The following is a 17,949-nucleotide window of genomic DNA, read 5'->3' as shown; positions in this document are numbered from 1 at the left end:
AGCATCACATTTGACAGGGGACATGGCTCGTGCCGTTCGTCGCGATCGCCTATCTGATTTTTCTCGCGGCGCCAGTCCTGTTATTGTTCGTCGGCTCTTTTGGAGAAGTCTGGAGCGGCACGCTGCTGCCGTCGGGTTTCACCTGGCGCTGGTATCAGGAAGTCGCCGGCGATCCCAGCTTTCGCCGCGCTTTCACCACCAGCCTGAAGATCGTCGCGACCACCTGCATCCTCAATATCCTGATTGGACTTCCGCTCGCTTACGCCATTCATGCCGGCGCGCGGGGTGGTGTGCGGCTTGCAGCGCGGATCGTCACGCTGATGCCGATTGCCGTGCCCGAACTCGTTCTGGCTTTCGGCTTCATCCTCGTCTTCTCGTCGGACGCATTGCCGTGGCTCGGCAGTTTTTGGCTGCTGGCGGCGGGGCACCTCGTATTGACGCTGCCCTATACGGTGACGGCTCTTGTCGCCGATATGGATCAGCTCGGGCTCGCCGAATATGAGCATGCGGCTGCAACGCTCGGCGCATCTTTTCCGGCCCGTATGTGGGACGTGACGCTGCCGCAGCTGCATACGAGTCTGCTGTCCTGCATGCTGACAGTGGCAGCGCTGTCGATCGGTGAATTTCAATTATCCAACCTGGTCTCTGGCTTTCTGTCGCGCACCTATCCTGTGGTGCTGTTGCAGGCGTTCTATGGCGCGACGGGCTTTGCCTGCGCGGCCACCGTCGTATTGCTTGGGCTTGCGATGATCGCATCGCTGACCAGCGGGCTGACGGCGCGGGTCACCGGCCGGCGTAAAGTGGGGGCAGACGCGTGACGCTGCGATACGATCAAGTGAGCTACAGCTATCCCGGCACGAGCACTGGTGTGTTCGACATTGCCCTAGAGATCGGCCGCGGCGAATTGCTGGCAATCATCGGCGCGTCGGGGTCGGGCAAGTCGACGATTTTGAAATTGCTGGCGGGCTTCCTCAAGCCTGACACCGGGCGCATCCTGATCGATGGCAAGGACGTCGGCGCGTCACTGCCCGAGGCGCGTCGTCTGGGTGTCGTGTTTCAGAACTATGCGTTGTTCCCGCATATGCGGCTTTGGGAAAACATCGCCTATCCGCTGAAGGTGCGCGGTATCGCTAAACAGGCTCGGCGCGCGCGTGCCATCGAGATGCTGGGACGTGTCGGCATGGGTAAGCGGGCAGAGGACTATCCAGCGGAATTGTCGGGCGGCCAGCAGCAGCGCGTTGCGCTGGCCCGTGCGCTGGTGTTCGAGCCGCAGGGACTGCTGCTCGACGAGCCGCTGTCGGCGCTCGATGCGGGGTTGCGACTGGAAATGCGCGACGAAATTCTGCGCGTGCAGCGTCAGGCCGGCATTGCGACGCTACTGGTGACGCATGATCAGGAAGAGGCGCTGTCAATTGCCGACAAGGTCGTGATGATGCGCGATGGTCGCATCGTGCAGATCGGCACGCCGCGCGAACTGTACGAGACGCCGGCCGATGCAAGTGTCGCGGCCTTTGTCGGTCAATCCAATCTGTGGTCCGGCAGCGTCTCCGGCGATGGCATGGTGACGACGCCGATTGGCGCGCTGGCCTGCGATACGCATGGCAAGAGCCTCGGCACAAAGGTCACCGTCTTCGTACGCCCCGAGCGGGTCGAGCCCATCACGGGTCCGGTCGACGCGAGCAATCCCTGCTGCTTCGCGGGCAGCATGTCGGCCGACCGCTATCTTGGTCCCGTCAGGCGGATCGATATGGCCGTCGCCGGCGGGGCCATCCGTCTCGAAACTCATCTGCGCGGGCCGATCACCGGCGTGACGATCCCGCACGATGCCATCCGCCTTCTTCCCCCGACCTCATAAAGGAGATCGACATGAACCGACGCAAGTTTCTGAGCGGCGTTGCCGCAGCTTCCCTCGCCATTGCCATCAGCCCAACCGCATGGGCCTTCGAAGGTGCCGAACTCTACGCCGGCGAGAAGACGCTGTACGAAGCCGCGCGCAAGGAGGGCCTCGTCGTGTCGTTCGATACCGGACCGACCTGGGCCAACTGGGCCAACCAGTTCAAGGCTTTCCAGAAACGCTATCCCGGCGTCGAGATGGTCTACAATGACCTTGGCTCGGCGGCGACCGTCGTTGCCCTCGACAAGGCGCGCAATCGCCCGCAGGCCGACACGGCTTATTACTTCGCGGCCTCGGCGCTCGACGCTGCCAAGGCCGGCGTCGTCGATGGCTTCAAGCCGGTAAATTTCGACAAGCTTGCCGAGCCGCTGCGCGAGACCGATGGCCGCTGGTTCACCATTCACACGCTGAGCGTAGCCTTCCTAGTCAACACCAAGCTGGTCAAGACCGTGCCGGAGAGCTGGGCTGATCTTCTGAAGCCGGAATACAAGAACGCCATTGTGTATCAGGACCCGCGCTCGACGGGGCAGGGCCAGGTGGTGGCTTTCGCCGCGGCTTTCGGCAATGGCGGCAGCATGGACAATGTCGCGCCGGGTATCGACTATCTGGGCAAGCTGACCAAGGCCGGCAACGTACTGCGCACGGTCGGCACCACGCCTTACGCGCAGTTCCTGAAGGGCGAGATCCCGATCTGGATCGGCTACGAGAACGATGGTTTGAAGGCCAAGTTCACCGACGGTCTCGGCGATGGCGTGTCTGTCGTCATTCCGAAGGAAGCTTCAGCCGCCGCGCCATACGCGATCTCGCTGGTGAAGAACGGCCCGAACCCGAACGCCGGCAAGCTCTGGCTCAACTTCATCATGAGCGATGAAGGTCAGAAGATCTTCGCCGAAGGTTATGTGCGTCCGGCCGTGCCCGGTGTCGCCCTGCCGCCGAGCGTTGCCGACAAGATGCCGGCCGCGCCGCAGGTGCAGGCCATGGATATCGCCAAGGCCACCGCAAAGAAGGCGGAGATCGACGCCGGCTGGGCCAAGGCCGTTCTCGGCCAGTAAGCCGAACTCACCAAAGCGATCTCCGCGATAGCGCGGGGATCGCGTTTTCGTCATTACGGAATAAAGATCACGATGAGCGCGCGCGTTCCGACATCCATGCTCGCTGCCTTTGCCGTTCCCGGCAGCGTGGTGCTGGGACTGTTCTTCCTGATCCCCGTCTGTGCGGTGCTCGTCGGCGCCTTTGCGGATGGCGGCAGTGCGTTCGGTCGTCTCGCGGGCGATCCCGTGTTCTGGAACGGCCTGCGCGGCACGATGGTGCTGGGCACCGTCGCACCGCTGTTCTCGCTCGTTGTCGGCTTCTGCGTTGCACTTGCGCTGGCGCGTTTCGCGCCAGGCCTCCGTACGGCAGCCTTGATCGCGATCTCGCTACCGCTGACATTTTCCGGGCTGATCGTCGCTTACGGTTTCATTCTTCTGCTCGGCCGCGCCGGCTTCGTGACACTGCTGCTCGCCAAACTGGGCTTCGATCCCGCCGTCATCGGTGGCTTCATCTTTTCACCGGTGGGGCTCGGGCTGGCCTATTCCTATTATCTCGTGCCGCGCGTCGTGTTGATCGTGCTGCCGGCGATCAGCAATTTCGATCGTAATCAGATGCTCGCCTCGCGCTCGCTCGGTGCAGGGAGCTTCCGCACGCTCGTCGAGGTGATGCTGCCGCAAATACTACCGAGCCTGATTGCAGCCTATTGCCTGACGGCCGCAGTTGCCGTCGGCGCCTATGGTACGGCGCTGGCGCTCGCCGGCACGCAGGTGAATATCCTGCCGCTGGTGCTCTACAGCAAGATCTCGGAGACGGGGACCGATCTGCCGGCCGCATCCGCAGCATCGATCGTTCTGGTCGCGATCTGCGCCGTCGTGGTGTCCATCGGCGAAGCGATGCGTCCGCAGCGCAAGTCGTAGGCGCTACCGCCGATCATTGCTTGCTGGCGGTCCAGCGGCCGGTGCAGCCATTCGACATTTGCATCGAGCCGCCGCCACCGCGGCCGGACAGGCGGCCGGTCATGACCGCGCTCACACTGCCGCTGCTGCCGACCCCTTGCAATACGCCGCTCGGACTGATGCTGCCGCCTCCGCCGACGCTCCCACCGGAGATCGTCAATGTGCTGCTGGCGGTTTTGCCCGCGCACACCGCCGACTGACCGGTGAAAGTGATCTGCCACATGCCGTCGAATCTGGCGGCGCTGCCGCCCTCACCAGCGCCGCGGCGGGCTGGAGCTGCACGCTGCTCGGATCGCTCGCGGCGGGCTGGCTTGGCGGCAGGCGGCTCGGAAGACGAGCCGGACAGCGTCTTGTTGTCATTGCCGAGGCTGCCGCCGGTTGCGCCCTGACTCCATGCGTCGCTGCCGCCGAGTGCGATGATGAGCAGACAGGGGAGGATGACGGATTTCATGATGATCTGCGGGATTGTCATGGGCGGTTACTGCTTGCTTGCGACCCAGCGGCCCGAGCATCCATCGGATCGCTGGAAAACTCCCGAACCGGTACGGCCGGAGAGGCGACCCTGGCTGGTGACGCGGATGCCGCTGTAGTTTCCGCTTCCGCGCACTGTCCCGTTGGCGCTGACCGGGGCGCTGCCGTCTTTGCCGATCATCCTTCCGTTGGCCACGACGAAGCTTTCCGTGAATGTGTCGGAACAGCCGGAGGTGCCTACGCTCGATATCGACCAGGCGCCGTCGAAATTTCCGCCGCCTCCCGCGCCCTCGCCACGGTTGCGCGGCGCGGTCTGACGGCGCGGCGCGCGGCGTTCGGAGCTTTCGCGTTGGGCAGGCGCCGCTGATCGGGATTCGGGGGAGGAGCCCGACAGCGTCTTGCTGTCATTGCCAAGGCTGCCACCGGTTGCGCCCTGTGCCAGAGCTGTGTCTCCCGAAAATATCAGAATGGCCAAACCAATCAGAAGTCCAGATCGAAAAATCATGTTCAATAACTTTCAAAAAAAGATCGAACTTACAATTTCGCGTCAGGCCCCATCGTGGCGTTGGCGCAGATGGCGCCGACAATCGGACATGATTTTCCTGTTTTGGTGCATTGATCGATGGCCGCATCGCGCGCCTGTGCAAGCGTGGGCCGCGCGACAAGCGACCAGTTGCCGCCGAGAGCTGCGAAGGCGCCGCAATTCGCTCCGTAAAACGACAGTTCGAGCGGGCAGGGAGCCGTGCCGCATTGGGCGCGTGCCTTGGTCACGGCTGACTTGCGGGACGGTTGATCCCACGACATGCCCCATTTCTTGTTCTTGATGTCATAGACGATCGAGCCCCATTGTTTCTGGTCGCTCGCGCTGCGCAAACGCTGCAGCAGGCCCTCGGTCGCTTCTCCCGTTGGTGGCATGCCGCCCTTGACCTGGAAATCGCGGATCGCAACCGCGATTCCATTCTTGCTGTTCAGCGGTTCGGGATCGAAATTCAGCTCATAAAGCCGATCGCTGATTTCCGTAAGCTTGATTGGATCGGTGATCGGCAATTTGTCGAAGTCGATCCGTGGCGCATCGGGCAGGCGTGCTTCCTGCACGGCCTTCTGCGGCACGACGAGCGGCACGGTGGCGGTTGGTGCCACGAAGTAGAATGTGCCATCGATCGGCGATGACGACACCCAAGGCTGTTGCGAGCCGCCGGTGGCGCGCTTCACGGCAAGGCCGACCTGATTGAAGGTCTGGAAAATATCAAGCCCAGCCTGACGCACGGTACTCGCCAATGCCTTGGTATAGGGGCTGTTACCATCGCTGCCGTCCTGCGCCACGCTGCCGGGCTGGGTCGCATAGGAGATCAGGGTGCCTTCCGGTGCGCGCATCTGGGCAAGGCCGCCTTCCGAGGCGCGCAGGCCACGCGACCCGAACGGATTGTTCCGGCATGCGTCCAGGATAACCATGTTGAGCCGCGTGCCGGAGCCCTGCATCTGGCGCAGCACCAGATTGATATCGACCATCTGGAAATCGACATCCGCCTCGCGGGTCGGATTGGCGTTCACCGGCACGAGGTAATTGGAGCCGCTGACCTGCACGCCGTGGCCCGCGTAATAGAACAGGGCGACGTCAGCGCCCTGAACCTGCCGCCCGAAATTCTGCACGGCGAGATCAAGTGCGCTTTTGTCCAGGTCCAATTGCGCAGTGCCGCCGATCAACGTGAAGCCGAGACCGCTCAGCGTCTCCGCCATCAGCTTCGCGTCGTTCTTCGGGTTATCGAGGCGGGTGATGTTCTGGTAGCCGGAGTTGCCGACCACAAGCGCAATGCGCTTCTCGGCCAATGCAGCGCTGACCGAGAGCAGCAAAGTCAGGGCTATCAGCGCGGCAATTCGCGCAAGCGACCTGACCGGTTGGACGAAATGGTCCATGAATCCCATCCTGCAATGGGACATATCCTAGCCCGGATCGCATGAAGCGCAATCCGGGCCAAGGCCTCAGCTCAGTTGGTCAGCATGATCCGGCCGACGACCTTGCCGGCGCGCAGTTCATCGATCCACTTCTGGGCATCGCCCATCGGTTCCGCCTTCATCGGCGTCGGCTTGAGTTTGCCGGCGCGGGCCAGAGCCATCAGCTCCTTGGCTTCCTCAAGCGTGCCGACCATGAAGCCCTCGATGGTCATGCGCTTGTAGATCCATTGCACCATGGGCAGGCTGAACTCGCCGCCCATCAGGCCGGACACCACAATCTTGCCACCGCGCGCAACAGTGGCCACCGCGAAGTTCATGGATTTGTCGTTGCCGGCAAAGTCGACCACGCCATCGAAGCCGCCGTCATTTTCCTTCACCATGCGCCTGGCGACATCGGGCTCGGAAGGGTCATAGGCGAAGGCGGCGCCGTTCTTGAGCGCGGCTTCGCGTGCGGCGGGGTTGAGGTCGGCGACCGAAATCGGCTGCTTGAACATCGCCTGTGCCAGCGCGAGACCGGCCATGCCGACGCCGCCGAGACCCACCAGCAGCAGGTTGCGTTGCCGCGGGCGATCAACGAGACGCTTGAGCGCGCCGTAAGCGGTGATGCCCGAGCACATCAGAGTCGCCGCCATGTTGATCGGTAGCGGATCGTAATCGAGCAGATACTTCTCGTCCGGCACGAGGACATGCGTTGCGAAACCGCCGTCGAGCGACACGCCGAGGAAGCGGTTCTTGGCGCAGAGGTTCTCATCGCCTGCCAGGCAGTCGCGGCATTTGCCGCAGCCGATCCACGGGAAGACAGCCTTCTTTTTGCCGATCAGCGATTGATCGCCATCGGGACCGACCTCATCGACGATGCCGGCGATCTCGTGGCCGAGGGTGAAGGGAAGCGTCATACCGCGCGTGGTGTCGAGCTTCTTGCCGCCGCCGAGATCCGCGTAGCCGTCCTGGATGTGTAAATCGGAATGACAGAGTCCGCAGCACTCGATGCGGACCAGCACTTCCTTGCCCTGCGGCTTCGGCGTGTCGACGATGGTTTCGCAGAGCGGAGCGTCGAATTTCACCAGAGACTGGCGTTTCATAAGAGCCATTTTTGTTTTCCCTAGACTTCGTTGCATCCTAGCAATCACAGGATGGGGGCGAGTTCAAGGGTGCCCAAGAGCACCGGGTTCGCACCTGCGCCACACGTGCGGAAGGTCATGCTGTGCGCGTGCGGGCCCGTGCTGCTCGGCGGATACTGTGCCGTCTGAGGCGCGACCAGTCCGGGGAGGTCTGTTCCGGCGTGGGTTCGACCAACACCTGGAGCAGCCGCGCATAGTCGAGGACCAATCCGGGTGTCCAGGCCATCGCTTCGGCGCGCTGCCGCAAGACGCCCGCGACCCATAATTCGGGCGTGACCGCGGCCCGGAAAAATGCGCGCCACGGTCGCTCGGTGCGTCCGAGTACGCCTTCGAGTGCTGCATCGAGCGCGTGTGCCACGGCGGTCGAGCAGTTGCGGCTGGTGAGGTTGTAGGTCGTATCAACGCGGTAGGTGCGCCAGAAGTGGCGGACGCGAACGCGATCGATGCGCGTGAAACGGACATGTTCAGTGGCCTCGCACCATCCTTGTGCTTCCTCGGCATAGCTCGGCTGGAAACGGCCGGGCAGGTCGTTCTCGACGCCCGCGCGCAGCACGCGGCCGAACTCATCCGGCGCGCGATCTATTTCGACGGCGGGGTAGTGGCTGACATAGACATTGGGCGCCAGCTCGAGTGCTGCATGCCCGGTAGAAACAATCCCATTGGCATCAACGGCGGCAATGTAGCGATCCACCAGCGGACGGCGCCGCGCGTTGCGGCCCGGACCTGCGGGTGTCCAGACATGCACGACGAGATCGTCCTTGCCGGCATCATCCGGCGTGGCGGGCACCCACAATGCGGTCGGAAACGCGCCGCCCACCAGCATCGAGATGGGGGCATCCGGTGGCAATCGCCGCAAGCGATTAGCCAGCAATGTCGTGCTCAACCCCGATACGATCAGGAGCGCGCCGATGTTAAAGCCGATCGTGCCCTCGTACCAGGTCGGCCACGGCTCCAGTGTCGTGGCGGCGAGCATCACCTCGACAGTGCCGGCACCGATTGCCATCCGCCAGTTCTCGAAGCGCACCAGCCAGGCGCTGACGATGCGCGCGCTGCCGTCGAGCAGCAGCACGCCGCCCAGCAGCATCGCGATCAACAGGTTGGAATGACGCGGCTGCGCGATGATGATAACGGCCGGTACGATCAGGATAACGGCCTTGGCGAACTGATAGGGCCGGCGCGTGACGGCAAGCAGGGCAGCCAGCAGGCTGGCAATGCCTTCCAGCAGGAGCAGATAGCCGAAATAGGGAGGGCGCACGATTGTGCTGCCATCGAACGCGTCGATCACGATAGCGAGGCCCAAGGCAGCCCACAGCACGCCGATCGCGAGCAGCAACCGCCAGCGCCGTTGCACCACTTCCGCGCCCAGCAGGAGGAGCAGCAGTCGTATCATCGGTTACCCATGATCCCGGTTTTCCAGGGCCAGATATAGCCAGCGGATGATTAATGTTTTTATGCGAGGAGCTCTGCGTTCATCGTGGGGTCACGCATGCAGTCTTCAGCCGGTTCCATACCCGGTTCCACGCTCTGGTCGCGCGCCGCAGTGATCATGGCAGCGATGATCTTCGGCCTGACTTACAGCCTCAGTGCCGCACTGATTGCGCTGGATCTCGCAGAACGCGGCTCGTCCGACGCGTTCATCGGGGCGAATGCTGCGATGCATGCGGTCGGTGTGCTGGCGATGGCATTTGTGCTGCCAAGGTTTGCCGCCCGTATCGGCATGCGGCGTATGGTGATCGGTGCGCTGGCCGTCGCTGTTGTCCTGCTCGTGCTGTTTCCGGCCGTGCCGTCGATCTGGCTCTGGTTTCCGATCCGCATCGTGCTTGGCGCTGCGTCCGAAACCCTGTTCGTGATGTCGGAAACCTGGCTGAACAGCCTGAGCACCGATGCGACGCGGGCCCGCGCCATGGCTGCCTATACTGCAGCACTCTCGGTCGGCTTCGCGCTCGGTCCGTTTACGCCGTCCCTTGTGGGGACGCAGGGCGGGACCGCTTATTGGATCGGTGCGGGCTTCTCCATCCTTGCCTTGATGTGTCTGGCGATGCCCGGGATTGCGCAGCCGGTGTTCGATGGACCCGCGGATGCCAATCCGCTGCGCTTCATCATGCTGGCGCCGCTCGCGATGGCGGCAACGGTGCTGCATGCAACGGTGGAAAGCGCCGGGCTGTCGTTCCTCGCGCTTTATGCCGTGAAGCTCGGCTGGCTCGAGACAGAAGCGACGCAGTTGATGTCGTGCATGATGGTCGGCGCCATCATACTGCAACTGCCGATCGGCTGGCTCGGCGACAAGCTCGACCGCCGTCGCATGATCATCGTCCTGGCGGGACTGGCCGTGATCGGTGCGCTCGTGTGGCCATGGGCGCTGCTGTCACCATGGACCACCTATCCGTTGCTGTTTGTATGGGGAGGTGTGTTTGTCGGCATCTATACGATCATGCTGACCATTGTCGGCAGTCGCTTCAGCGGCAGCCAGCTGGTTGGTATCTATGCGGCGATGGGACTGATGTGGGGCGCGGGTGCGCTGATCGGCCCGGTCTTCGCCGGCGTTGCGATGCAGGGACTGACGCATGGGCTGCCGCTGTTCGTGGCACTCGCCTGCACATGTTTCATGTGCGCGGCGATCTGCAGTCCTGCACGGGACGTCAGGGCGTTGGCGTGATGCTCTTTGTCTTTCTGATCTCTGACAATTCGCGCGCCATCGCGACAAAGCCCGACACCGGAACCGTCTCGGCGCGCCGGGTAACGTCGACATCGGCAGCTGCGGCGAGCCGCTCCGGATCGGCGCCGAGGGACTTCAGGCTCTGTCGCAGCATCTTGCGGCGTTGGTTGAAGGCGGCGGCCGCCACCTGCTCCAGCAGGCGTCGTTCGCAGGCCTCGGGCTCCGTACGGGGAACGAGGCGCACGACCGATGACGTCACCTTCGGTGGCGGCGTGAAGGCGGCCGGCGAGATGTCGAACAGGATCTTGGTTTCGGCGCGCCAATTGGAGAGCACACCGAGCCGGCCATAGGCTTCGTCATCTTCGACGGCGACGATGCGTTCGGCGACCTCGCGCTGGAACATCAGCACCATCATGTCGTACCAGGGTGGCCAAGGCTCGGTGCACAGCCAGTCGATCAGGAGCTGGGTGCCGATATTATAGGGCAGGTTGGCGACGATCTTGGCACGCTCGCCTGATAGCATCGGGCGCGGATCGAAGGTCTGGGCGTCGCCGATGACGATCTCGAGCCGACCAGGATAGTGCGCGGCGATTTCCTTGAGTGGGCCGAGCGCGCGCTCGTCACGCTCAACGGCGATAACGCGCCTGGCGCCGGCGGCCAGCAATGCACGGGTGAGGCCGCCGGGGCCGGGACCAACCTCGATGACCGTGCAATCTTCCAGCGGGCCGGCGGCGCGGGCGATGCGTGCGGTGAGATTGAGGTCGAGCAGAAAATTCTGGCCGAGCGATTTGCGCGCCTGCAGATCGAAACGTTTGATGACGTCACGCAGCGGCGGCAGATCGTCGATCCCGCTCATGCGGATTGCGTCGCAGCCATGCGGGCCGCGAGTTTCAGCGCTGCAATCAGGCTCGACGGATTGGCGCGCCCGGTGCCGGCGATATCGAAGGCCGTGCCGTGATCCGGCGAGGTCCGGATGAAGGGAAGGCCGAGCGTGACGTTGACGCCCTCATCGAAAGCGATGGTCTTGATCGGGATCAGGGCTTGGTCGTGATACATGCAGATCGCGCAGTCATAGGTCGCGCGGGCTGCCGGATGGAACATGGTGTCGGAGGGCAAAGGCCCGCGTGCGTCGATGCCTTCATTCTGCAATACGGTGACCGCGTGCATGATGAACGCCTGCTCCTCATCTCCCATCGAACCGTCTTCGCCGGCATGCGGATTGAGGCCAGCAATTGCCAGTCGTGGCCGCTTGATGCCGAAACGGGTCTTCATGTCGTTGACCACGATGCGCGCGGTGGCAGTGATCAGCGGGCCGCTCAGTTGGGCAATGGCATCGCGCAGCGAGACATGGATCGTGACCGGCACCACGGCCAGTTCCGGCGACCACAACAGCATCACCGGCAGCGGGACCTTTCCGTCGCGGGCGGCCAGCTCGGCGAGAAATTCGGTGTGACCGGGGTGAGTGAAACCTGCGCGATAGAGCACGCTCTTGGCGATCGGATTGGTTACGACGGCGCTGGCACGGCCGGCTTCCACATCCGCGACAGCCTGACGGATCGAGGCGACGGCTGCGGGCGCGCTGGAAGCGTCAGGACGACGGGGAGGCGCGGTGACCGTCTGCCCGATCGACACCACTGGTAACGCGTCAGCAAACGTCTCAGCAGCACCGGCGGGCGTTGCGTCGGCCAGCCTGACGTCGAGGCCGAGCGTTTTGGCACGTTCCGCCATGAAGTCACGGTCACCAAGCAGATAGAACGAGGGCAGGTCGAGTTCGTGCCGACGCAGCCAGGCAGCGATGGCAATGTCCGGGCCGATGCCGGCCGGTTCGCCCAATGTCAGCGCAAGAGGTTTGGTCATGGTGCCGCCCTAAGCCAGTCGCGGCCTAAGCCGGATCGGAAATTACCGATATTCGATCATCGCCGCTTTGCGCACTTCCTGCAGGTAGGATTTCGATTTCGCTTCGAATTTGTCGGCAAACATCTTGTCGCGGACTTCCCGCTTCTTCGGTGTATCGACCTTGGTCGGCTTGCGCGCGCATAGAGCGACCATTTCCACGCCCTGGCGGGTCACTTCCGGAGGCGTGAGACGTCCGATCGGGGTCTTGTCGAGCAGTTCTCGCAGCGACGGCGGCAGATCGGCAGAGGTTTTCACGACCGTATCGCGGATGGTCGCATTCTGCATCGACTTGAAGGTACGGTTGGCGTCTTCGCAGCTCTGGATACGCTCGCGCAGCCCTTCGGCTTCCTTATGCCGCGCTTCCATCATGCCGGACGCCGCTCCGCGGGGGACGACCAGCACGACAGGTCGCATCTGATATTCGAATGCTTCGGTCATCGCGTCGCCGCCGGCTCCCTGAACCGCTGCGTCAACTTCCTTTTCACCGACCTGCAGGCTCTGCTTGAAGCGGCCACGGACGATGGCATTCCAAACCATGTCGGCTTTCAAGCGGCTCTTCAACGTGTCCGGGCGAATGCCTTTGGATGCCAGCGATTGCACGAGCTGATCCGGCGTGAGGCGCATGCGCGAGCTCATGTTCTGAAATGCACCATCGACTTCCGAGGCACCAGGATCGACGCTGTATTTCTTGCCTTCCTTGATCTTCACCTTCTCGTTGATCAATTCGTCGATCACGTCCTGGCGGCTGTTTGTCTTCGCACCTGACAGTGCATTCAACTTGGTGCGCTGCTCGATATCGAAATTGGTGATGGGCTCGCCATTGACCATAACGGCGACGGATTGGGCCCGAGCCGGCGATCCCGCGCAAATGAAAAGGGTAACTGCCGTCGCCAAAGCGGCTTGCAGAACGCGTCCGGAAATCATCGTACCCATCATTGTCTAAACCGCGGTGTCAAAGCTCTCTTGAAAGCAGAATTCGCATACATCGCGACGGAAAACGGAGATTTCACGGCACAAACGACCGATACTAGTAAGTGCCGCCGGTTCCGCTCGCAGACGTGGTATTGCCAATTGTCCGCAGGCCAATCTGGAACATGAATGAATGGCTCAGAACGGGCGGCGTGCTCAGGTTAGTCACGTAGTTGTAGGACGTGACATAATTGACGCCGAGCACGAAACAATCGTCCACATAGCCTGCGCCGACCGTGTACTGGTTGATCTTGTTGGCCTCGAGATCCCAGCGCGCGCCACCGGTGACTACCCAGTTCGATGCCAGTTTGATCGAGCCGGTGCCAAGGAGGCCTTCGCGGCGGGTGAGGTAGCCCAACTCCGCCTGCGGTGCGTAGTTGCCATACATCAGGCTGACCGACCAGCGGTCGAAGCTTGCGCGACCCTCCGCCTCAAAGCGCGACACGTTACCGGTCGCCTCGTCGATCCGCGCACGCGTGCTGACCGTGTAGGTCCGGTTCGGCGAATAAGCGAGGCTGGCGACATAGTCTGACCGTGAGGTAGCCAGTCCGGAGTCGACACCGGTGTTGGTGCTATCTGCAACTGCGAACGAGTTCAGGCCGAACAGTTGGTAGGACTGACCGAACAGGACTTTGACGGAGCCGCCACGGTCGAACTGCGTGGTGGCCTGCACGCCAACATTGGCGCGACCGCCGCCTTCGACACGGTCATAACCGGAGAACTTGTTGACGCTGAACAGATTGCTCGCATCGAAGCTCATGCTCTGCGCGTCTTCGTTCGGCAACTTACCGGCGTAGGTTTCGTTCGGACGAATGATCACTTGAGCGATGGGTTCGAGTGTCGTGGTGCCCCACGGCTGAACGTTGATGAACGGATAGCGATACTCGAGGCCCACGGTCGGCATTACCCGCAGCGCGGTCGTGTCGCCGGTCGGCAGGAAGTTGGAGACGCCGGGCTGGTTCGAGATCGAGGCATCGATCGCATCGACGCGCAGGATCGCGAACGGCGTGAATATCTGGCCGAACGAGTCCGTATAGGAACGGCGCCACTGAGCTTCACCGGTCACGCGGGTATAGGTGCCAGGAATGCCGTTCATCAGGCAATTGGTTGGCGTTCTCGCGAGCGGATCTGCGGAAGTCAGATTGCACAATCCGTTGGTATTGGCGAGGGATGTGATCGGCGTGAATGAGGCCTGATCACGGCTCAGACTGGTCATGTTGAACTTGTAACTGAACTCGCCGCCCAGAATGTTCTGGTTGAGCACATTATTGTAATCGATCACCGGGTGAATGACCGGGACCTGGCTCTGATTACCGGAGAAGCTCAGATAGTAGATCGTGCGTGCATCGAAGAAGCTACGCTTGCCGACGCCCGTCAGATAGAGTTGCGAAACGGCTTCCGTCTGCAGGTTCAGGAACGAGGCGTACGGATCCTTGTACATGGACAAGCGATAGTCCTGCAGGAAGTTGTAATCGCTGAGTGCGACCGCGTCCCAGCCCCAGACCCATTTGTCGTTCAGCGCGAACTGGCCTTTGGACTCGACTCCGCCGCGCCAGTCTTTGTCGCCGACCGTGTTGGCGAAGGCGCTGCGATCCTGCTGATTGATGCCATAGGCACGGATCTGGTAGGCGCCATCCATCAGGCGCTGCCGGAACTCTCCTTGCATCAACAGGCCTTGCTTGCTGGTGTAGCGTGGCGAGATGGTTGCATCGTAATCAGGCGCGATTGCCCAATAGAACGGGGTTTCAACGCCGAAGCCTGTATTGGTGTTCTGCGTGAAGCCCGGCATCAGGAAGCCGGTCTTGCGCTTCACCGTCGGATCGGGCGTCGAAAAATACGGGATATAGGCGAGGGGCACGCCGAAGAACTCGATCCGGGCGTCCTCGAAATACATCATCTTTTCGGTCTGGTCGTGGATGACGCGGGCACCCTTGACCTGCCACAGCGGCGGCTTTTTCGGATCTTCCTTACAGGCGGCGCAGGCCGTGTAGACACCGTTCTGGAACACGGTGTAGTTGCCGGCGGTGCGCTCGGCGCGTGTCGCGGCCATGCGCGTCGCATCGGCCGTATCGACGCGCAGCGAATCCACGAAACCGTCGCGGTAGTCGTCGCTGAGATCGAGCAGGTTGGCATAGGTGATCTTGCCGTCGGCGTCCGTCATGCGGACATTGCCTTCGGCGTGCAGGCGCTTGGTCTTCTGGTCGTAGATGACCTTGTCGGCTTCGACGGACGTACCGTTGTAATACATCTGCACGCTGCCGACTGCGGCGACGCGCGAGTTGTTATAGTCGTAATTGACCTCGGTCGCCTGGACCAGCATCTGCCCGGTCTGGGCGGCAGGCGGCGGCTTCGGCCGGGTGGCGGGGCGATTGTAAGTGAAACTCTGGGCAGCCGCCGGGGTCGTCGCCGCGACGCCAAATGCAGCCGCCAGACCCAAAACGGTTGCGAGCATCGGGGCCAGTACGCCAGACGTGCAGAAACGGTCAGCGCGCACGGTCATGCGCAGCTTCCAATCAAATGCCTGCTCACGGAGGGCGGCAAACACAGCCACTATCCGTCCTCCTGGTACAACAAGGCCAAAAAGCCGGTGAGGCCGCCCACACACACAGGCAGCCACGCCGCAGCAATCGGATGCATCAACTCAGCCTTGCTCAAATCTTCCGTAACTTTCGACAGGACGTAGAGCAGAAAGCCTGCGCCCACGCCACTCAAAACCATCTTCTGGACACCGCCCATCCGAAAGAACCTCAGGCTCACGGAAGCAGCCAGCATCACCATCGCAACCAGCAAAAACGGCTGTGCGATAAGCTTATGATACTGCAAGCGATACCCCGCCGTCGCGAAACCCGAACTCTCTGAGGATTTGATATACGAAGGAAGTTGCCAAAATGACACTGTTTCGGGGGTCGAAAAACTGTTTCTGACCTGCAGCGGGGTCAGGGTCGTGGCCAGGTACATGCTGTCCTGCTCAACCACGGGCGAATCGAGGGTGTAGCGTCGCACCCCTTTGAACAACCAGCGGCCGGGCTCCAGCGATGCCTCGCGAGCTTCGATCCGTTCCTTGAACTGGGATTCGGTGTCGAACCGGAACACGGTCAGGCCGGTCAGGCGGACGCCCTGCTGCTCGCTGCGGGCGGCATTGATGATGGATTGGCCCTCGCGGTTGACCTGGTTGATCCAGAAGCCGGAGGCGTCTTGGACGCCGCCGCCCGGCGCATCGCCGAACATCTGGGCCTCCATCCGCTTCGATTCCTCGCGCAGGTTGGCCGACAGGGGATTGTAGCCCACAGTCGCCAGCACGCCCAGGATGAGAGCGCTGGCCAGTGCAGGGGAAATAAACTGCCAGGCCGAGACGCCGGCGGCGCGGGCGACCACCAATTCGAGCCGCCGCGACAGCGCGAGATAACAGGTCATAGCACCGATCAGGATGCAAAACGGCATCATCTTCTCGAGCAACTGGGGTACCCGGTACAGCGACGTCTGCGCCACCATCAGAGCGGAGGCCGAGGCCAGCCCGGAGGTGCGCCTGACCATCTCGATGTAGTCGACCAGCACCAGCAGCATGAAGATACTGGTGAACACGCCAAGGGCTGCCACCAGGAAGCGACCGGCGAAGTATCTGCCGATGGTGTTGGTGATCATGCTCATGCGGTGGCTGGCCGTCGGAAGAGGCGCAACAACCGCTCGTTGGATCTGTTGATTGCTTCCACCAGCTTGGCCGGCGGTTCCACCACAATACCGGCAGAGATGATCCAGAAGCTGACGCCGATCGCTGTCGCCAGCAAGGCATATTGAAGCGGTGCGGCGAAGTCCGATTTCGCTGCCACGACGGAGCAGGCAAAGCCCGCCATGCGTAGGCCGAACACCGCGGCAATTGCGCTACCCATCGAGAAGTTGCGGCTCTGCCGCGTCGTCCGTGGCGAGCCCAGGAATGCAAAGGTCAAGGCGGCAAAGGCAAGCGGATAGATCGGCGCCATCAAGCGGTCGTGCATCTCGGCGCTGAACTGCCGCGGCACCTGCTTGTAAAGCGGGTCATCCACTGGCGGCACCATCAATTCCCAGAGATATCGTTCACGAATTCCGTAGGTGACGTCCTGGCTGCGATTGGAGAACTTCGACATATCGAAAGCGTAGCGGCCGAACGCTACCATGGCGGGGTCGGTCTTGCCTGTCTCGAAACGCTGCAGATTGCCGTCTTCCAGGATCAGGAACGAGCCATCCTTGTTCTTCAGCACCGTGCCATGGTCCGCGATAATGGTGACGCGCTCCTTCGGGTCGCGGCGATCATCCACGAAGATGCCAACCAGTAATCCGCCGGGCTGACGCTCCCGGACGCGGATAGTCAGGTTCTGGTCGAGCTGTGCGAAGCGGCCTGGCTGCAGGATATTCGCCAGAACATCGGCCGTGATCTCGGCGTCCCAGCGCTTCAGCCGGCGCATACCATCCGGTGCCAGATATGAGCCAATGAAAGCCACGAGCAGCGATACGACCATTGTCGCGAACAGGAAGGGACGAAATAGCCGTCGCGGCGACAGGCCGGCGGCATTCATCACGATGATTTCGGAGTCGGTCGCGAGCTTGGTCAGGGTGTGGGACACCGCGATCATCAGGGCGATCGGAGCAATGATCAGAACGAGAACGGGAATCGCCAGGCTGGTGACGCCGAGGAAGGTCAGAATGGTCTGACCCTGGCTCGTCATCAGGTCGATTCCGCGCAACGCTTGCGTGATCCAGATCACGCCCGTCAGGCTGACCAGAACCACCGCAAACGACGCCAGCGTCGTGCGGAAAATATACTTGTCGATAGACCCCATCGGTCCGATCAATCCCCATTCCGGCCGTTAAAGCCGCCCGCATGCCCAATCCCGCAAGGGGGACCCCCGAGGACATGCCGCGATCCTCACTAGCCCATCATCTCACTTAGCATCCCTTTGATTGGTCAACAAAATGGCCGGGGGATGGCTCGCTCAAGATATGGTTAATTATGTGCCTGATGTGTCC

At 62.2% G+C, this 17,949-nt stretch carries 16 protein-coding genes; 5 read left to right on the top strand and 11 right to left on the bottom strand.

Translation table 11 applies throughout. The features are described from left to right. The first annotated feature begins 29 nt into the window (after positions 1–29). From AB7813_RS06275 to AB7813_RS06260, 4 genes are all read left to right on the top strand, one after another. Entirely contained in the window at positions 30–818 is a 789-nt protein-coding gene (locus AB7813_RS06275; protein WP_309945647.1) for an ABC transporter permease, read from the top strand. Then, positions 815–1,855: an ABC transporter ATP-binding protein gene (locus AB7813_RS06270; RefSeq protein WP_120292339.1), complete on the top strand. Its 1,041-nt coding sequence runs from the start codon at positions 815–817 to the stop codon at positions 1,853–1,855. Before AB7813_RS06275 ends, AB7813_RS06270 begins: the two co-directional genes overlap by 4 nt. A gap of 11 nt (positions 1,856–1,866) precedes the next feature. After that, positions 1,867–2,946, top strand: coding sequence for an extracellular solute-binding protein (locus tag AB7813_RS06265; RefSeq protein ID WP_309945652.1), 1,080 nt, complete (start codon positions 1,867–1,869; stop codon positions 2,944–2,946). Between the two features lie 72 nt (positions 2,947–3,018). Next, positions 3,019–3,843: an ABC transporter permease gene (locus tag AB7813_RS06260; RefSeq protein ID WP_439064059.1), complete on the top strand. Its 825-nt coding sequence runs from the start codon at positions 3,019–3,021 to the stop codon at positions 3,841–3,843. 13 nt (positions 3,844–3,856) lie between these two features. Here the strand turns inward: AB7813_RS06260 and AB7813_RS06255 are convergent, their stop codons facing one another. From AB7813_RS06255 to AB7813_RS06235, 5 genes are all read right to left on the bottom strand, one after another. Further along, positions 3,857–4,354, bottom strand: coding sequence for a hypothetical protein (locus tag AB7813_RS06255; protein WP_441227960.1), 498 nt, complete (start codon positions 4,352–4,354; stop codon positions 3,857–3,859). A 6-nt stretch (positions 4,355–4,360) separates the two neighbouring features. Then, complete coding sequence (locus AB7813_RS06250) at positions 4,361–4,858, bottom strand: hypothetical protein (RefSeq protein ID WP_120292355.1); 498 nt, start codon at positions 4,856–4,858, stop codon at positions 4,361–4,363. A gap of 29 nt (positions 4,859–4,887) precedes the next feature. Continuing rightward, positions 4,888–6,267 (bottom strand): caspase family protein, encoded by a 1,380-nt coding sequence (locus AB7813_RS06245; protein ID WP_120292551.1) that lies wholly within the window; start codon positions 6,265–6,267, stop codon positions 4,888–4,890. 71 nt (positions 6,268–6,338) lie between these two features. Then, complete coding sequence (locus AB7813_RS06240) at positions 6,339–7,397, bottom strand: alcohol dehydrogenase (RefSeq protein ID WP_439064057.1); 1,059 nt, start codon at positions 7,395–7,397, stop codon at positions 6,339–6,341. Between the two features lie 106 nt (positions 7,398–7,503). Next, on the bottom strand, positions 7,504–8,817 hold the full coding sequence (locus AB7813_RS06235) for an HdeD family acid-resistance protein (RefSeq protein ID WP_439088854.1): 1,314 nt from the start codon (positions 8,815–8,817) through the stop codon (positions 7,504–7,506). 96 nt (positions 8,818–8,913) lie between these two features. Here AB7813_RS06235 and AB7813_RS06230 point away from each other — a divergent pair, with 96 nt between their 5' ends. Next, positions 8,914–10,083 carry an MFS transporter gene (locus AB7813_RS06230; RefSeq protein WP_439064055.1) on the top strand — a complete coding sequence of 390 codons (1,170 nt, stop codon included), beginning with the start codon at positions 8,914–8,916 and terminating at the stop codon, positions 10,081–10,083. Here the strand turns inward: AB7813_RS06230 and rsmA are convergent. The 6 genes from rsmA to lptF all read right to left on the bottom strand — a co-directional run bounded on the left by rsmA (position 10,067) and on the right by lptF (position 17,762). Then, positions 10,067–10,939 carry a 16S rRNA (adenine(1518)-N(6)/adenine(1519)-N(6))-dimethyltransferase RsmA gene (rsmA, locus tag AB7813_RS06225; protein ID WP_439064054.1) on the bottom strand — a complete coding sequence of 291 codons (873 nt, stop codon included), beginning with the start codon at positions 10,937–10,939 and terminating at the stop codon, positions 10,067–10,069. The genes AB7813_RS06230 and rsmA overlap by 17 nt on opposite strands. Next, the gene (pdxA, locus tag AB7813_RS06220; RefSeq protein WP_439064053.1) at positions 10,936–11,940 is read right to left on the bottom strand and encodes a 4-hydroxythreonine-4-phosphate dehydrogenase PdxA; all 1,005 of its coding nucleotides are present in this window, start codon (positions 11,938–11,940) and stop codon (positions 10,936–10,938) included. The genes rsmA and pdxA overlap by 4 nt, the downstream gene beginning before the upstream one ends. Before the next feature lie 42 nt (positions 11,941–11,982). Continuing rightward, complete coding sequence (locus AB7813_RS06215) at positions 11,983–12,912, bottom strand: SurA N-terminal domain-containing protein (protein WP_439064639.1); 930 nt, start codon at positions 12,910–12,912, stop codon at positions 11,983–11,985. Positions 12,913–13,006: 94 nt separating this feature from the next. Then, entirely contained in the window at positions 13,007–15,400 is a 2,394-nt protein-coding gene (locus AB7813_RS06210) for an LPS-assembly protein LptD (protein WP_439064638.1), read from the bottom strand. Between the two features lie 98 nt (positions 15,401–15,498). Then, positions 15,499–16,596 (bottom strand): LPS export ABC transporter permease LptG, encoded by a 1,098-nt coding sequence (lptG, locus tag AB7813_RS06205; protein ID WP_175366134.1) that lies wholly within the window; start codon positions 16,594–16,596, stop codon positions 15,499–15,501. After that, positions 16,593–17,762 (bottom strand): LPS export ABC transporter permease LptF, encoded by a 1,170-nt coding sequence (gene lptF / locus AB7813_RS06200; RefSeq protein WP_089263952.1) that lies wholly within the window; start codon positions 17,760–17,762, stop codon positions 16,593–16,595. Before lptF ends, lptG begins: the two co-directional genes overlap by 4 nt. Positions 17,763–17,949: the final 187 nt, after the last annotated feature.

This window comes from Tardiphaga sp. 20_F10_N6_6 (genome assembly GCF_052076045.1).
In the GTDB taxonomy this organism is placed as follows: domain Bacteria; phylum Pseudomonadota; class Alphaproteobacteria; order Rhizobiales; family Xanthobacteraceae; genus Tardiphaga; species Tardiphaga robiniae.
The sequence above is the reverse complement of the archived record's forward strand: the minus strand, read 5'-3'. Positions and strand labels throughout refer to the sequence as shown.

Bases quoted from the DNA above. Each gene is read 5' to 3' on its own strand.
- lptG (WP_175366134.1), bottom strand. From the start codon at position 16,596: ATGAGCATGATCACCAACACCATCGGCAGATACTTCGCCGGTCGCTTC.
- AB7813_RS06250 (WP_120292355.1), bottom strand. From the start codon at position 4,858: ATGATTTTTCGATCTGGACTTCTGATTGGTTTGGCCATTCTGATATTT.
- AB7813_RS06235 (WP_439088854.1), bottom strand. From the start codon at position 8,817: ATGATACGACTGCTGCTCCTCCTGCTGGGCGCGGAAGTGGTGCAACGG.
- AB7813_RS06255 (WP_441227960.1), bottom strand. From the start codon at position 4,354: ATGACAATCCCGCAGATCATCATGAAATCCGTCATCCTCCCCTGTCTG.
- lptF (WP_089263952.1), bottom strand. From the start codon at position 17,762: ATGGGGTCTATCGACAAGTATATTTTCCGCACGACGCTGGCGTCGTTT.
- AB7813_RS06230 (WP_439064055.1), top strand. From the start codon at position 8,914: ATGCAGTCTTCAGCCGGTTCCATACCCGGTTCCACGCTCTGGTCGCGC.
- AB7813_RS06215 (WP_439064639.1), bottom strand. From the start codon at position 12,912: ATGGGTACGATGATTTCCGGACGCGTTCTGCAAGCCGCTTTGGCGACG.
- AB7813_RS06240 (WP_439064057.1), bottom strand. From the start codon at position 7,397: ATGGCTCTTATGAAACGCCAGTCTCTGGTGAAATTCGACGCTCCGCTC.
- AB7813_RS06245 (WP_120292551.1), bottom strand. From the start codon at position 6,267: ATGGACCATTTCGTCCAACCGGTCAGGTCGCTTGCGCGAATTGCCGCG.
- AB7813_RS06260 (WP_439064059.1), top strand. From the start codon at position 3,019: ATGAGCGCGCGCGTTCCGACATCCATGCTCGCTGCCTTTGCCGTTCCC.
- pdxA (WP_439064053.1), bottom strand. From the start codon at position 11,940: ATGACCAAACCTCTTGCGCTGACATTGGGCGAACCGGCCGGCATCGGC.
- AB7813_RS06265 (WP_309945652.1), top strand. From the start codon at position 1,867: ATGAACCGACGCAAGTTTCTGAGCGGCGTTGCCGCAGCTTCCCTCGCC.
- AB7813_RS06210 (WP_439064638.1), bottom strand. From the start codon at position 15,400: ATGCTCGCAACCGTTTTGGGTCTGGCGGCTGCATTTGGCGTCGCGGCG.
- rsmA (WP_439064054.1), bottom strand. From the start codon at position 10,939: ATGAGCGGGATCGACGATCTGCCGCCGCTGCGTGACGTCATCAAACGT.